General features: G+C 65.6%; 15 protein-coding genes. 4 read left to right on the top strand and 11 right to left on the bottom strand.

Annotated features, from left to right (window positions below; translation table 11 throughout):
- Positions 1-61 precede the first annotated feature (61 nt).
- Complete coding sequence (locus AB7Z56_RS15955) at positions 62-1,147, bottom strand: DUF2778 domain-containing protein (RefSeq protein ID WP_354124488.1); 1,086 nt, start codon at positions 1,145-1,147, stop codon at positions 62-64.
- 657 nt (positions 1,148-1,804) lie between these two features.
- On the opposite strand from AB7Z56_RS15955, the gene AB7Z56_RS15950 reads away from it, so the two are divergent.
- Positions 1,805-2,329, top strand: a complete 525-nt coding sequence (locus AB7Z56_RS15950; RefSeq protein WP_038943999.1) for a FecR domain-containing protein — start codon at positions 1,805-1,807, stop codon at positions 2,327-2,329.
- 61 nt (positions 2,330-2,390) lie between these two features.
- A complete protein-coding gene (locus tag AB7Z56_RS15945; protein ID WP_354124489.1) occupies positions 2,391-4,277 on the top strand; it encodes a CHASE2 domain-containing protein in 1,887 nt (628 codons plus the stop codon).
- Positions 4,278-4,290: 13 nt separating this feature from the next.
- Here the strand turns inward: AB7Z56_RS15945 and AB7Z56_RS15940 are convergent, their stop codons facing one another.
- The 4 genes from AB7Z56_RS15940 to AB7Z56_RS15925 all read right to left on the bottom strand — a co-directional run bounded on the left by AB7Z56_RS15940 (position 4,291) and on the right by AB7Z56_RS15925 (position 7,944).
- Positions 4,291-5,793 carry a glycosyltransferase family 39 protein gene (locus tag AB7Z56_RS15940; RefSeq protein ID WP_354124490.1) on the bottom strand — a complete coding sequence of 501 codons (1,503 nt, stop codon included), beginning with the start codon at positions 5,791-5,793 and terminating at the stop codon, positions 4,291-4,293.
- 6 nt (positions 5,794-5,799) lie between these two features.
- Positions 5,800-6,933 (bottom strand): glycosyltransferase family 2 protein, encoded by a 1,134-nt coding sequence (locus AB7Z56_RS15935; protein ID WP_166091576.1) that lies wholly within the window; start codon positions 6,931-6,933, stop codon positions 5,800-5,802.
- Between the two features lie 271 nt (positions 6,934-7,204).
- Positions 7,205-7,405, bottom strand: a complete 201-nt coding sequence (locus AB7Z56_RS15930) for a hypothetical protein (RefSeq protein WP_063982424.1) — start codon at positions 7,403-7,405, stop codon at positions 7,205-7,207.
- Between the two features lie 155 nt (positions 7,406-7,560).
- On the bottom strand, positions 7,561-7,944 hold the full coding sequence (locus tag AB7Z56_RS15925; RefSeq protein ID WP_063982423.1) for a hypothetical protein: 384 nt from the start codon (positions 7,942-7,944) through the stop codon (positions 7,561-7,563).
- A gap of 100 nt (positions 7,945-8,044) precedes the next feature.
- On the opposite strand from AB7Z56_RS15925, the gene AB7Z56_RS15920 reads away from it, so the two are divergent.
- On the top strand, positions 8,045-8,881 hold the full coding sequence (locus tag AB7Z56_RS15920) for a DUF72 domain-containing protein (protein WP_354124491.1): 837 nt from the start codon (positions 8,045-8,047) through the stop codon (positions 8,879-8,881).
- 9 nt (positions 8,882-8,890) lie between these two features.
- Positions 8,891-9,352 carry a DUF488 domain-containing protein gene (locus tag AB7Z56_RS15915; RefSeq protein ID WP_247309434.1) on the top strand — a complete coding sequence of 154 codons (462 nt, stop codon included), beginning with the start codon at positions 8,891-8,893 and terminating at the stop codon, positions 9,350-9,352.
- A 191-nt stretch (positions 9,353-9,543) separates the two neighbouring features.
- Here the strand turns inward: AB7Z56_RS15915 and AB7Z56_RS15910 are convergent, their stop codons facing one another.
- The 6 genes from AB7Z56_RS15910 to AB7Z56_RS15885 all read right to left on the bottom strand — a co-directional run bounded on the left by AB7Z56_RS15910 (position 9,544) and on the right by AB7Z56_RS15885 (position 15,284).
- On the bottom strand, positions 9,544-10,458 hold the full coding sequence (locus AB7Z56_RS15910) for a PhzF family phenazine biosynthesis protein (protein ID WP_283016972.1): 915 nt from the start codon (positions 10,456-10,458) through the stop codon (positions 9,544-9,546).
- Between the two features lie 132 nt (positions 10,459-10,590).
- On the bottom strand, positions 10,591-11,490 hold the full coding sequence (locus tag AB7Z56_RS15905) for an amidohydrolase family protein (protein ID WP_283016973.1): 900 nt from the start codon (positions 11,488-11,490) through the stop codon (positions 10,591-10,593).
- A gap of 22 nt (positions 11,491-11,512) precedes the next feature.
- Positions 11,513-12,754 carry an MFS transporter gene (locus AB7Z56_RS15900; RefSeq protein WP_085404342.1) on the bottom strand — a complete coding sequence of 414 codons (1,242 nt, stop codon included), beginning with the start codon at positions 12,752-12,754 and terminating at the stop codon, positions 11,513-11,515.
- A 49-nt stretch (positions 12,755-12,803) separates the two neighbouring features.
- Positions 12,804-13,535 (bottom strand): GntR family transcriptional regulator, encoded by a 732-nt coding sequence (locus AB7Z56_RS15895; protein WP_354124493.1) that lies wholly within the window; start codon positions 13,533-13,535, stop codon positions 12,804-12,806.
- Between the two features lie 132 nt (positions 13,536-13,667).
- Positions 13,668-13,865 (bottom strand): hypothetical protein, encoded by a 198-nt coding sequence (locus tag AB7Z56_RS15890; RefSeq protein ID WP_085404340.1) that lies wholly within the window; start codon positions 13,863-13,865, stop codon positions 13,668-13,670.
- Positions 13,866-13,976: 111 nt separating this feature from the next.
- Complete coding sequence (locus AB7Z56_RS15885) at positions 13,977-15,284, bottom strand: adenylate/guanylate cyclase domain-containing protein (protein ID WP_247309422.1); 1,308 nt, start codon at positions 15,282-15,284, stop codon at positions 13,977-13,979.
- Positions 15,285-15,286: the final 2 nt, after the last annotated feature.

Here is a 15,286-nt window from a genome sequence, read left to right as displayed (position 1 = left end):
AGCAGAAAAGAAAAGGGCCGCTGCAAGCGGCCCTTTGAGATCATCGCGAATTTGACTGAGCTCACTCGACCCGCGCCAGCACCGCGAGCTTGCGGATGCCCTTGTTGCGGTAGGCGTCAAGGAACGCGTAATAGTCCTTGAACGATACGCAGCCATTGGAATCGCCGTTCGGCCCGAGCATGAAGGTGTGGGCGAGCAGGCCGTCGCGGCCGTAGATCGCGCTCTCGCCGCCGATCGGGGTCAGGCGCAGCGCCGGCACGCCATGGAACAGCGCTTCGCGCGGCTTCAGCGTGTAGATGTGCGGCGGCGTCACGCCGCGCATGCGGACGCGCGAGGAGCGCGGATCGTCGAGATTGGAGCCGAGGCCGGAATGCGCCTCGAGCTTGGTGCCGTCGGGCAGGTAAACCATCTTGGCGGTGATGTCGTAGACCGCCGTGTCCCGCTCATAGGGCGCCGAACCGCCGAGCATGGGGTTCTGCTCCCGCGGCGCGATGGACGCGGTCACGCTGGCATCGGCCGAGGCATAGGCCAGCAGCCCGCCGGACGGCTCGCGCTTGCCCCAGAGCTTCTCGACCATCGACTGGCGCGGCCCGGTGATCGACATCACCGCGGCCTTGGCGCGATCAGCAAACGATTTCGGCTTCGCCTCGGGCGCCGGCACGATCTCGGCCGGATCGGCCGAAGCCAGCTGCATCTGCGCATCCGGTGCGCGCTTGGCCTTCGCGGCATCCGCGATCTTGGCTGGTGCCGCCGGCTTCAGCGCGTCCGCGACCTTCGCGATCACGCTCTGCTTGGGGGCGTCCTTCGACGCTTCCTTGGCGACGGCGACCTGGGTTGCGGGGGCGGCGCTCGCATTCGACGCCACGCCCTGGGTCGCGGCCGCGGCAAAGCGCTCGTTGAACATCTCGCGCGAGATCGGGGCTGCGACCTGGAGCCGGTCGGGCAGCAGCGCAAAGGTGTCCCTGATGGCCTCGCCGGCCTCACGCAGCGCCACCCTGGGCGCGCGCTTGATCACGGGCTCGTCGTAGCCAATGCTGCCGACGGTCGGATAGACGCTGGCGCCGAGGACGTTGCTGTAGATGGTCCAGCCGGCGCCCATCACGACGCAGCCGATCGCCGCGGCGCCCAGCCAATTGGTGGTGGTCATTTTCCGGGAAGGCTTCCGAAGAGAATTCTTGGACTTCCGTGCCGCGTTACTCTGCGCAGCGATACTCGTACTCATTCGCCTTGCGTCCAGGACGGTGTCACTCAGTCCCCCTTCGAAGTGCCGCTGGTCACGATCCGGGAACAGCATCTCGCAGGAGGTCGGAGCGTCATTAAGGCGACTTTTAGTTAAATGCAGATTAAGTTCGGGCAGATGTGAGGCACCGCGTTAACGCTGTCCCATTTCGAGAAAAAAGTCCGCAGAACTACGGACTTAGCAGCATCTGTTAACTATAATTCTCGGCCGGTTCGGCGCGTTCGACGGACGTCACAGGCCGCCCCTCTAAGGCCATCCAACCAAGTCGTTTTCGTGGTCTTCAATACCCGGACAATAGCGGGGAAGCGTTGCGCGAGGCTGGTGCGCGCTGCCCTCTCCAGCGGGTGTCAGCAGGGTGGCGGCAGAGCCCGTCCCACATCACACATCGCGCACAGAGTGCTCACGCAGCACGGCGCCCTGACCGAAAGTTGATCGCGCCGGACTGGAAAAGACCGCACCGAGGAAATAGCTCCGAGAGCGGCACTTTTCAGCAGCCTCTGCGTGTGATACGGTACCGTATCAACATCGCTTTGAACTGTGCCAAGCACGCAAACGGAGGCTGGCATGAGAGGGATCGCGGGCGCCGGTATTTTCGCTCTGGCGTGGTTGTTTCAGTTGATCGGGTCTGCGAACGCACAGCCGGTTGCCAATGTCGGCTGCACGGCATCGCCATCGGCTGCGGGCACGCAAGTGTGGCGCTGTGACAACGGCATCACCATCGTTGCGGAAAACGGCGCCAGATTTGAACTTAAGGACGCCAACCGCGACGGACATATTGACTCCGTGGAGTTGAGCAGCAAGGCGCTGCTGATCGAGGTGCCCAAGAAGCCCGGCGGCAATCCCTTCAAGGTGCTGACGCCGCAGGCGATCGCCGCAGTGCGCGGGACCAAATGGGCCGTCGATGTCGCTGAGGCCAAGACCGCGGTCTTCGTTGCTGATGGCCGTGTCGGTGTGAGCCGCAGGGCTCGTGGACGCGGCGTCGTGCTCGGACCGGGCCAAGGCGTCGATGTCGAGGCAACGGGCCCGTTGACCGTCAAGACCTGGGGCCAGCCGCGCGTCGACGCGCTGATGGCAAGACTGGGTCAATAAGGCCTGGACAATTAAGGCCCGCGCAGCAACGCCCGGGCGACAAAGAAGATTGCAGTACGTAATGACTAGACGCGTTCAGATTCTGGTGGCACTCGTCCTCACCGCGCTGTGGGGTGCCGGCATCTATGCCGGCCACGCCAACGGTCATCTGCGCTTTCTTGATCGGCTCGAGGCGACGCTGACGGATTGGCGGACCCAGGTCCGCGGCGTGCAGGCTCCGCCCGATCTCGTCACCATCGTCGCCATCGACGACACCGTCGTGAAGCGCGGCGGCAGCTATCCGCTACCGCGCGCCGATCTCGCGCGCGTCGTCGATACCATCGTGCAGTTCAAGCCGAAGGTCGTCGCGATCGACCTGCTCCTGGTCGACCGCAGCGCTGCGATCGGCGACGCGACGCTGGCCAACACGCTCGCCACCGGTCCCATGGTGCTCGCCGCCGCGGCGATCTTCCCGACCGCCAGCGAGACCGTGGAGCCGGGCACCCAAGGTCCCCTCGCCGCGCTGCCACAGGCCGAGCGCTTCCTGCTGCCGCTGCCCGCCTTCGCCGATCACGCCGAGGTCGGAGTCGTCAACGTCGCGACGGGGCAGTCGGGCTCGCCGCTTTCGGTGCCGATGCTGTTCCGGACCCGCGACAAGGTCGAGCTGTCATTTCCCTTGCGCGTCGCGACGCGCGCGCTCGACAAGCCGCTGACGATCGCGCCGGATCATCTCATGCTCGGCGATCGCGCGGTGTCGACCGACTCCGATTTCGCACTGCCGATCACCTATTACGGCCCGCGCCGCACCATCCGCACCGTCAGCGCGCAGAGCATCTTCGACGGTACGCTCAATCGCGCGGCGATCGAGAACCGCATCGTCGTGATCGGCGCCGCGGTCGCCGGCGGCGGCGACTTCTATCCGACACCGTTCGATTCCCTGATGCCCGGCGTCGAGGTGATCTCGACCGCGATCACCCATCTCGTCGCCGGTGACGGCATCGTGCGCGACCGCAAGGTCCACATCGCCGACGCGCTTTTCGCGATCCTTTTGCCGATGCTGCTGGTCGGCCTGCTCGCCTGGCGGCGCAGCGCGCCCGGCATCGTCGCGGCCGCCGCGGTGATGATCGCCTGGGCCGGGCTCAATCTGTTCGCCTTCACGCACGGCGTTTGGCTGAACGCCGCGACGACACTTGCCGCCGCGGTGCCGCCGGTCGCGGTCTTTGCCGGCGTGCAGCTGTGGGCCGGCGGCCGCCGCACGCAATATTTTGCCGCCAAGAGCAGGTCGCTGGCGCAATTTCAGGCGCCCGCCGTGCAGGAATGGCTGACGCGCGATCCGAATTTCCTGTCCAGGCCGGTCCGGCAGGATGCGGCCGTCGTCTTCATCGATCTCTCCGGTTTCACGACGCTCAGCGAACGGATCGATCCGGACGAGCTGCAGCATCTGCTGAGGGCATTTCACGCGCTGATCGACAAGGCCGCGGTCGATTGCGGCGGCCTGATCACCGGCTTTCTCGGCGACGGCGCCATGATCCTGTTCGGGCTGCCACACGCGATGCCCGACGACGCCGCGCGCGCGCTGCAATGCTCGATCGACCTGTATCGCAGCGTCGATCGCTGGATCGCTTCGCTGCCGCCTGCCCTTCGCGGCCAGCTTGGTTTCAAGATCGGCGCGCATTTCGGCCCAATCATCGCCTCCCGCCTCGGCGAAAGCCACCAGCACATCACGGCGACGGGCGACACGGTCAACGTCGCGAACCGCTTGATGGAGGTTGCCGCCCAGAACTGCGCGCGGCTCGCGCTGACCGATACGCTGCTTGATGCGGCCGACTTCCACGGCGCTCCCGACGGCATTCTGTCAGGTCCCCTGCTCACGCAGGTCCGCGGCCGCTCCGGCGTCGTGACCGTCTGGTTCTGGCGCGACCAGAACGGGCCGAGCCAGGCCGCCGCCAGGGCCGAGATGATCGACTGATTTTGGGGGCCGCCTACCGCGCTTCCGGCGGCGGCGAGCGGTCGAGCACGTCGCCCTTGGCGCCTTCGAGCAGATCAACGCCGTAGGTCTCGATCACGAGCGGCCCGCGCTTGCGCTGCAATTGCGCAATTTGCGTCACCTTCGCGAAGAGCTCGTCGAGGGCGGGATGGCCGTCCGGACGCAGCTCGTCGACAGAGATCAGCTTGCCGGCAAGCAGCTTTGGATCGGGCTCGGGCATGTTGACCCAGCGGATGCGCTGGTTCTGCTGCAGCACGCAGGTGCCACGCGGCAAGTAAAAGGCGAGCCAGCCCGTGGTGCCGTAGTCCTGCGCGAGCACGCAGGTCGCGCCACTGCGCACGCGCGCCGCTTCGATCTCGGCGGCGAGCTCGCGCCAGCCGACGCCGACGCTGCGCACCGTCGCGTCGCGGCGATAGCCCGACAGCCAGCCGGTGTTGGCCTGCACGATCAGCGCCGCAAACATCACGATGCCCACGGGCGCGGCCCAGCGCAGGCAGAAATCCGCGAGGCGGCGCGCGCGTGGTTGCCACGGCACGAGATTGGCGGCGGCGGCCGCAGCAACGATGAAGGGCGGATAGACCGGCGCGAACCAGTTGGCCTCGACGCGGGCATGCAGCGAATGCCAGACGAAATAGACGACGATGGTCCAGAACAGCGTCTCGATCAGCACACGCGAGGCCAACGCGCCGGCCCGGCGCCAGGTCAGCGCGTGCAGGCCCATCGCGCCGAGGATGAAGACCAGCGGGGTCGCGAAGGCGATCTGGGTCGGGATCAGCTCGGCGATGAAGATGGGACGGAAGTCCTCGATCTTCGCGCGGCCGAGCTGCTTTACGAACGAGACCCATTGATGATCCGCATTCCACAGGATCACCGGTGAGAACAGCGCGAACGCAACGAGACCGCCGAGATAGGGCCAGGGCGAGAGGAACCAGCGCCGCAGTTTCGGCACGGCCGCAAGCCAGATCAGGATCGCAGCGCCAAAGAACATCGCGGTGTATTTCGACAGCAGCGCCGCGCCGACCGCCGCGCCGACGGCGAGCCACCAGACGCCGCGGCCGGTCTCCAGCACCTTGGCGAGGAAGAACAGCACGAAGCTGGAGGCAACCAGCAGCGGCGCATCCGGCGTGACGATCAGCGTGCCCACCGAGGCCATCATGGTCACGTTGAGCAGGATGGCGCTGGTCGCAGCCACCCGCGCGCCGCCGAACAGGATGGCGGCGGAGCGGTAGATCGCGTAGCTCATCGGCAGCGCGAGCAGGATCGAGAACACGCGGACGCCGAGCTCGGTGTCGCCGGCGATCATGGTGCCGGCGCGGATCACATAGGCGACCATCGGCGGGTGGTCGTAATATCCTCCGGCGAGGTTCTTCGACCACATCCAGTAATAGGCTTCGTCGAAGGTGATTGGCGTGAACGCGGCCGCAACCAGCCGCAAGCCGACCAGCGCAACGATCACCAGCGCGGTATTGCGGACGATCCGCGCGTCAGCCCCGCCCATGTCGAGCTATTTCTTGCGCCAGACGAACAGTCCGGACATCGCGTAGTTCCACACCACGCCCATCAGCGCGCCGGCCATGCCGGCCAGCCACCAGATCGGCTCCTGGTCGTAGACCGAGAAGGCGACGCCGACATTGGCGAGCAGGCCGACGCTGCATACGATGTAGAAGGCGATCAGGCCGCGCAGCAGCGCAAAGCCCTTCAGCCGCTGGTCGCGGTAGGTGAGGAAGTTGTTGAGGACGAAGTTGCTGGTCATGGCGACGACGGCGCCCGCGGCCTGCGCCTCCGCGAACGGCGCCTTGAACAGCTGAAGGGCGATGAACAGCGTGGTCAGATGCACCACGAGGCCGATGCCGCCGACCATCGCGAACAGGATGAAGCGCAGCGAGACAGCATCGTTGGTGAACTTGGCCAGCACCAGGCCGAGAAAATCCAGCGCGACCATGGAATCGAGCTTGCTCTCGCCGTGCTGGCGCTCACCGAACGTGTAGGGAATTTCAACGGCTCGCAAGCTACCGTTCGCGCTCGCGACGAGGTCGAGCAGGATCTTGAAGCCGTGCACCGACAGCTTCGGCGCCAACTCCTCGAAACGGTCGCGCCGAACCATGAAGAAGCCGCTCATGGGATCGGCGATCTCGACCCGCAACGCCTTCCTGGCGAGTTCGGTCGCAAGCGCGCTGGCGCCGGCGCGCTGCTTGTTGAAGCCTTCGCTCTTGTAGCCCTCGATGTAGCGGCTGCCGACGACGAGATCGGCCTGATCGCTTGCGAGCAGCAACAGCATCTTCGGCAGTTGCGTCTCGTCGTGCTGGAGGTCGGCATCGATCACGGCCACATAGGGCGCGCTGGAGGCCAGGATGCCCTCGATGCAGGCGCCCGACAGGCCGCGGCGGCCGATGCGGCGGACACAGCGCACGCGGTTGTCGCGCTGCGCCAGCGCGCGCACGACGTCCCAGGTGCCGTCGGGCGAATTATCGTCGACGAACACGACTTCCCAAGCGACGTTGGCGAGCGTCGCCTCCAGCCGTCGGTACAGCACCGTGACGTTGTCGCGCTCGTTGAACGTCGGGACGATGACCGACAGTTCCGGCGCCTCTTGAGCCTGCGGGGGAGTGCCGGAGCCCGGTCTGATCGCTTCATTCATGACGGCAGCGTATATCCGCCGCGTCCTGCGCTGCCAAGACGTTGGGCTGCCAAGATCTACCGAGCCGGGGGTCTGTGGGGAAAGGCCCAAAAAGGGCCCAAAAATGCCAACGACCCCGGAACGGCGGACCGCGCGTACATCCGGCGCAAGCCCAAGCTATTCCAAGGTCGTTCCAGCGCCGGAGGTTTCGCTCAACGTCGCCGTTATAAGCTAGATAGGTACGGCAAAACCGCTTCGCAAGGGGGCATAGCGGCCCTTTTTCAGATCCTTGCTAGTTCGGGACTTCCTTGATCACCGGCCCACGCGGCACGGGGGCAGCCGGGACAGCGGGCGCTGCCGCCGGAGCCGGCTCGGCCTTTGCCGGCCTGGGCGGCTTGCCGTACTGGCCGATCGGCCCCAATACGACGGCGACCGCAAGCACGACTGCCGCGACGATCGCGCCCAGAATGCCACCCATCGACTCAGACGACATGGAAGCCCATCCCTGTTCCAGATGCCTCCAGTGATACCATGGATGCGCGCGGAGCTGGAAGAGCCCCCCGCGAAGGGGCGAGTAGCGAATGGCTCGTCGCGCATGAGGATCGCCGGCTCACGTGCCCTCTTCGCGATTGGCCATTCGCGACGGCCCTACTTTGCGGGCGGCCTGTGCTTGACGAAGGCCGTCACGATGTCCTTCTGCGCCGACTCGACCGCTCTGTTCGCGGTGGCGAGATGGGCGCCGGCATCGATGTTCGGATATTGCGTGGTGAGATAGTCGAGCAACGCCACCCGGTAATATTGCCGCTCCGACGGACAGGCGCCCGCGACCGAGCGGCCGAAATCCTGTTCCGACATTCCCTGATTGGAGTCGCGCGAATATTCCCGCGCCAGGCAATGCCAGTAATCGTCGCGGCCCTGCATGGCGAGCTTCTGCGCACCCTTGGCATCGTCATCATCGTCGGCCATGGCACCAAACGTCATGGCAGCAGATGTCATCATGACGAGCGCCGCTCCCACCATCAGCATCCGCATTCTTGTTCTCCTTTTGCGCGGGTCCCGTTGCGACCTTAGGCGGGACGGCGCAACTGGCCAATCACATCTGGTTTGATTAGGATGAGGTCCCTCCCCGTCGATGCGAGACCCTCCCGTGGCCAAAGCAAAAACCGCGTCCAAAAAATCCGGCAACATTTTCATCGGCGTGGGCGGCTGGACCTTCGAGCCCTGGCGCGGCGTGTTCTACCCGGAGAAGCTCACGCAGGCCAAGGAGCTGTCCTACGCCGCCTCGAAGCTGACCTCGATCGAGATCAACGGCACCTATTATGGCTCACAGAAGCCGGAGAGCTTTCGCAAATGGGCCAGCGAAGTGCCCGATGGTTTCGTGTTCTCGGTGAAGGGACCCCGCTTCGCCACCAACCGCCGCGTGCTCGCCGAGGCCGGCGATTCCATCAAGCGATTCTATGATTCCGGCGTGCTGGAACTCGGCGACCATCTCGGACCGGTGCTGTGGCAGTTCGCGCCTACGAAAAAGTTCGACGGCGCCGATTTCGGCAAGTTCCTGGAGCTGCTGCCGCGCAAGCTCGATGGGCGCGCGCTGCGCCATGTCGTCGAGGTCCGCCACGACAGTTTTTGCGCGCCGGACTTCGTCACGCTGATCCGCGAGTTCGAGACGCCTGTCGTGTTCGCCGAGCACGGCAAATATCCGGCGATCGCCGACGTCGCCGGCGATTTCGTCTATGCACGGCTCCAGAAGGGCAATGACGAGATCAAGACCTGCTATCCGCCGAAACAGCTCGATGCCTGGGCCAAGCGCCTTCAGGACTGGGCCGAGGGGAGTGAACCCGACGATTTGCCGAAGGTCGACAAGGCCAAGCCGAAGAAGGAGCCGCGCGACGTGTTCGCCTATGTCATCCACGAGGGCAAGGTGCGCGCACCGGCCGGCGCCATGGAACTGATCGCGCGGGTGAGCTGAGGATGGTTCATGGCAAAGGCGAAAAAGCTCTTCACCATCGGTTATGAACAGACGCCGCCCAAGGCGGTGCTCGACGAGCTGGAAGAGGCCGGCGTCAAGCTCGTGGTCGACGTGCGCGCCGTGACCTCTTCACGCCGGCCCGGCTTTTCGAAGAAGCAGCTTGCCGCGGGCCTCGATGAGCGCGGCATCGCCTATGTCCATCTCGCCGCGCTCGGCACGCCGAAGGAAGGCCGCCTCGCCGCGCGCAGCGGCCAATACGATGTGCTGGAGAAGATCTATTCAAAGCACCTGAAGACGCCGCAGGCCAGGGAAGAGATGGACGAGCTCTCGGCGCTGGTGATGAAGGCCGGACCGGTCTGCCTGCTCTGCTACGAGCGCGATCACACCCATTGCCACCGCCAGATGATCGCGGAGATCATCGAAGAGCGTGATGGCGTGGCGGTGAGGAATTTGGCGGGGCGGCAGGTGTAGCCGGCCCTCGGGCTGGGAGGACGACTTTAACCGTAGCCGTCATCCTGAGGCGGCCGCTTCTTCAGCGGCCCTCGAAGGACGACGGCGTGCCCCGATGTAGCATCTCGGCCGTGCATCCTTCGAGGCTCGCAAGGGCTCGCACCTCAGGATGACGGATCTGGCGCGAGCTCGTCTTGGCGCGTGGAGAGAGCTCACCCCTCCCCCGCCAGCCGAAACGTCCCTTCCATCATCTGCACGCAGCTGCCGCCGACATGAGCGGACGTGATCTTACCATCCTGCTTGCGCACGCGCGTCCGGAGGATGCTTGGCCGTCCCATGTCAAAGCCCTGGCCGACGGTGAGCTTCGACTCGCCATCGCGCGTGGGATCGAGATCGGCAAACAGCGCGGCTGCGGCCACCGTCGCGCTGCCGGTGGCGGGATCCTCGACGAGGCCGCTGGCGCCGCGCATGAACATCCGCGCCTGCCGATCGCAAGGCGCCTCCGCTGGCGGCACGTCGCGCGTGTAGAACCATACCGAGCGGGCGCCGTCCCGCGGCAAGACCTTGCCGTAGGCGGCCGCATCGGGCCGGGCGCGCTTGAGCGCCTCGCGCGAATGCAGCTCCATCACCAGAAACGCGTTTCCGACGCTGACGATCTGCGGCGCGTGGCTATCGACCCTGATGTCATCCGCACCGAGCGAGACGCAGCTTGCAGCTTCAGCGGCAGACAATTGCGACAGCCGCGCCAAAGGCTGGGGCGCAGTGAGCTCGGTCCTGACCACCCGGCCCTGCTCTCTCACGATCTCGACCGGCACGAGCCCGGCCTTCTCCTCAAACAGCAGGCGCGGTTTCAGCTCTTTTGCCATCGAGGCCAGCACGAAGGCGGTGCCGACATTGGGATGGCCGGCAAAGGCAATCTCCAGCACCGGCGTGAAGATGCGCACCTCGGCGTCATTGGCCCTGTCGCGCGGCGGCAGCACGAAGGTCGTCTCGGAATAATTGAACTCGGTCGCGATCGCCTGCATCTGCTGCGTCGTGAGCCCGCCGGCATCGAGCACCACGGCGAGCTGGTTGCCGCCGAAGGCGCGGTCGGTGAACACGTCGACGGTGATGTAGCGGCGCTGCATCTTCACTTCCTCATGAAAATCGCGGCCTCAACCGGCCGCATCGCCGGCAGTCTACAGGCCGGCGACATCGCTCGTCATGCCCCAAAATTCGGAGCATTCGGAGCAATCGCGCGAGGAGATCAGGAGGGAGAATCAGAAGCGGAACAGCTGATGCGGCGATGCGAGCACCCGCGCGCGCTCGCTGTCGTCGACGATCAGCGCATCGAGAAACTGCCGGTTTTTCGCGTAAGCCTGCGACGCCTCGAACTGCGTGTGCGGCCAGTCGCTGCCCCACAGCAGGCGGTCGAGGCCGTAAGCCTTGCGCAGCAGCGGATAGGCCTCCTTCGCAAAACTCTCGCCGCTCGCGCCGTTGCGATACGGCGCCGAGATCTTGACCCAGACATTTCGCGTCGCGCCGAGCTTCAGCACCGACTGGAAGCCGGGATCGGCGACGCCGAGTTTCGGATCCGGCAACGCATAGTGATCGAGCACGACGGTGACGCCATGATCGAGCAGCTGGGGCGCCAGCAGTGCGAGGTCGGACGCGTTGCGCTGGAGCTCGACTTGCCAGCCCATCGATTTCACGTGTCCGAGCAGCGCCTTCCATTCGCCGGCAGCGAGATCGGGCAAGGGCTGGCCGACGAGATTGAGGCGGATGCCGACGACGCCGGCGCGATCAAGCGCGCGCAGTTCGTCCGCGGTCACGGAAGGATCGACGACCGCGATGCCACGCAGGCGTCCGCCGGAAGTCTTCAGGCTCTCGACCAGATAGGAATTGTCGGTGCCGAGAAAGCTCGGCTGCACCAGCACGCCATTGCTCATGCCATTGCGGTCGAGCTGCTCCAGATAGAGCGCCAGCGGCGCATCGTAATCGGGGGCATAGCGCCGGCCGGGCGCGAGCTTGAGGCCGCGGTGGAAGACATGGGCATGGGTATCGATTGTCGGCAAGCTCGTCTCACTCTTCGCTCGGCTCGCGACGGCCGTGGCCGACACGAGGGATACAAGGCCTGTGCCGAATTGGCGGCGCGTCAGGCCACGCTCGCGGGATATCATGGTGACTGCTCCCCATCCGGCGTCAGGCGCGCGTCGCCGCGGCTTGTTCGAAAACCTTGCCGCGGGTTTCGGGCAGCAGCACCACCGCGATCAGCACCAGCGAATAGGCGAAGGCCGCATCGATGCCGATCGCCGGTCCGAGCCCGATATGGTCGCTGAGATAGCCCACGAGGAAGGGGAACGCGGCGGAGACGATGCGGCCGAAATTGTAGCAGAAGCCGACACCGGTGCCGCGCACGCCGGCCGGATAGAGCTCGCTGAAAAGCGCCGCCATGCTGGCGGGAATGCCGGCCGAGAAGAAGCCGAGCGGAAAGCCGAGCACCAGCATCTCGCCGTTGGTCAGCGGCGCGAAGATGTAGATCAGCACGGTGACGATGCAGGCGCTGGCGAAGAAGGTGACATTGGCCCTGCGGCCGATGCGGTCGCTGATGATGCCGCTCGCGATGCAGCCGCAGAAGAAGGCAACGATGATGACTGCGAGATAGCCGCTGGAGCCCAGCACCGACAGATGCCGCACTTCGCGCAAGTATGTCGGCAGGAACGTGGTCAGGGCCGCGTAACCGCCGTGGGCGCCGATGCCAAACAGGCCCCCGATCAGCGTCGAGCGCAACACGTCACGATGGAAGATGCCCGAGAGCGTGGCGAAGAATGGCGTCTTGTCGGCTGCGACCGCGCGCGGCGGCTCCTTCAAGCCGCGGCGTATGAAGATGATGAGGAGCGCGGGCAACAGCCCCAGCGCAAACAGCAGCCGCCAGGCGATGTCGGCGGGTGCATAAGTGAACACGAGGGCCGAGAGCAGCACAGCTGCGCCCCACCCCACGGCCCAGGCGCTCTGCACCGAGCCCAGCGCCTTGCCGCGATGCTCGGGGCGAATGATCTCGGCCATCAGCACCGCGCCGCAAGCCCATTCGGCGCCGAAGCCGAGGCCCTGAATCGCCTTCAGGATCAGGAGCTGGTTGTAAGTCATCGCGAACGCGCAGGCGAAGGTCGCGAGCGCAAAGGTCGCAACGGTAATCTGAAGCGCCTTGACGCGGCCAAAACGGTCGCCGAGCGCGCCGCCGAGCCAGCCGCCGAACGCGCCGAAGAACAGCGTGACCGAGCCGAGCAGGCCCGCATCGGCCTTGCTGATGCCGAAGGCGGCGATCAGCGCGGGAATGGCAAGGCCGAACATCTGGACGTCGAGCGCATCCAGCGCCCAGCCGCCAAAGCTTGCCCAGAACGTGCGCCGCTCCAGCGGCGAGCTTTCGCTGTACCAGTTTGACATTGTTTCTCCCTTGAATTCGTTATTGCTTGATGTCGTTGAAAGGTCGCTCTCACCTGATCTCGGCGTGGTAGCGGAACCGGTCGGCCGGCCCCCTCGACCTGCGCCATTCGATCGGCCGCCGCTCCAGATCGAGCGCGAGGCGCTCGATCACGATCAATGGTGCGTGCGCTTCGAGGCGCAGCAGCCGCGCCTGCATCTCGTTGGCCATTTCGACCGTCAGAATTTCCTCGGCCGACACCACCACCTCCCCGCAGCGCTCCTCGTAGAGCGGATAAAGCAGGTCGCCGAATTCGGCGGTGTCGATCTCCAGGATCGGCGCGAAGCGCGATTGCTGGAGCCAGATTTCTTCGGCGAGCAGCGGTACGTCGTCGATCAGGCGCAGACGCGACAGGCTGATCACGGGCTCGCCGACAGGGATGCGCAGCGCCGACGCAACGGCCGAATTCGCCGGAACGCTCTTGCGCCGGATGATGCGGCTCTTCGGCACGCGCCGCTCGCCGCTCTCGGACTGGAAGCGGAAGAAGCGGAATAGCGAGGAGTTGAAGCGCGCCCGGCGCACGAAGGTGCCGCGGCCCTGCTGGCGCTCCAGCACGGTATCGGCAACGAGCTGATCGATCGCTTTGCGCACGGTGCCGATGGCGACGCCGTAATGCGCCGCGAGCTCGGCCTCCGACGGGATCGGCTCGCCCGGCCGCCATTCATTGCGGATGATCCGCGCGGCGAGGTCGTCGCGCAGGCGCTGGTAGCGTGGCAGGCGGTCGTCGTGCGGGGCTGCATTCATATAGTCATATAGATGACTAGATGAGATAGGAGTCAAGCACTACCAAGGTACCGCAATCGAGAAACCGGCGATGCCCGCGGGGGACGCGAGGTCGGGCCGGCGGACGTTGCCAACCCGACCTCGCCTTGCGCGTTAATTCGCTGCCCTCGGCGTGCAGGGCGGCTGCTTGTAGGGCGCTGAGGCAAACGCGCCCTGTGCCGGAGCCCTCACGCAATCCGCAGCCGCCTGAGGCGAGGCGCGCCGCGGGGCGACGTCGCGAGCGGCTGCGGCCTGGGTTTGATAGACGGCGGCGGCGATCAGGGCGGCCGAGACAAGGGTCAATCGGGTCATGGGTTCTCTCCGCGTGGCAAACGGAAGCCGAGAGGTTTCGGCGTCCTGACAACATGAGCGGAAATCGCCGTGAGATATTTCATCACGCGCCTTCAACGAAACGCGAGCCCCTCACCCCAGTTGAAACACCGCCACCTTGTGCTCGTAGCCGCGAACCGCGACCTCGCCGAGCGCGACGGCGTCCTCACCGTCGTCGCCGAGCGCCTCGCGGACGGACGCGGAGATCAGGAGGTGCGAGCCGAACTCCTTGTTGAGTGCCTCCAGCCGCGAGGCGAAGTTCACGGTGTCGCCGATCACCGTGTACTCCTTGCGCCGGGGCGAGCCGATATTGCCGGCAACGACCTCGCCGAAATGGATGCCGATGCCGATCCGCAGCGGCCAGCTCGTTTGCGCGTTGATGCGGTCCATCGCGGCCAGCATCTCGCGGCCTGCGGCAACCGCACGGTGCGCGGCGTCGGAGGCCTCCAGCGGCGCGCCGAACAGGGCGAGGAAGCCATCGCCCAAAAACTTGTTCACGATGCCGCCCTGACGATCGAGGATGTCGACCAGCACGGCGAACGCACCGTCGAGCCGGTCAACCACCTCCTGCGGAGTGCGCAACCGCGCGCTGGCGGTGAAGCCGCGGAAATCGACGAACATCACCGCGACGCGGCGAAGGTCGCCGCCCGCGCTGGGCCCCGCCGCCATCAGCCGTTCCACCACCTGCGGCGAGACGTGCTGGCCGAACAGGTTGGTGACGCGATCACGCGCGGTGGCGGCCGCGATGCTCGCGGCAAACTGCCGCCGCAGCCGCGCGCCGACGGAGCCGGCGAGCACGCCGCAGATCAGGATGATGGTGCTGCGCACAGCGTGAAAGTAGATCAGCGGTTCGCCAGCGTCGCTGGCCGAATTGTAGTACAGCGCGACGGCCAGGAGTTCGGCTGCGGCCACAAATCCCGTGAAGGTGGACAGCCAGAAATCGAGCCGCAGCGTCGAAAGAATGATGAAGATGAAATAGGCCAGTGGCAGCACGAAACCGAGCGCGGGCCCAGCGCCCATGCTGCGAATCTGCAGAATCAGGATGATCGTCGGCAGCGACGTTTCGATGAGAGCGCCGATATAGCGCCTGATCACCGGCAGGTCGCGATCGAGCTTGAGGTTTCGCCTGATCTGGCTGTGGACCCAGACCTCGAAGAGGATGAAGCCCCCCAAGAGCATGTATTCGCGGACCAAGCCCTCCGTCCCGCGCCAGACCCGGTTCACGATGGCAGGGTCGATCAGGTAGGTTGCGGTGAGGAACAGGATCATGACGCAGCCCGTCGTGATCAGCGCCCTCACCCGCAACAGCTCGGTCCGCAGCACTTCTCGCGTCAGCTCGCGCTCGAACTCCTCCGACATCACGGCATGTTGCCGGGTCTTCCTGCTGGCAAACCTGACCATTT

The sequence above is a fragment of the Bradyrhizobium sp. 482_C4_N1_8 genome, assembly GCF_052075965.1.
GTDB lineage: Bacteria > Pseudomonadota > Alphaproteobacteria > Rhizobiales > Xanthobacteraceae > Bradyrhizobium > Bradyrhizobium barranii.
This window is presented reverse-complemented; position numbering and strand designations above follow the sequence as displayed.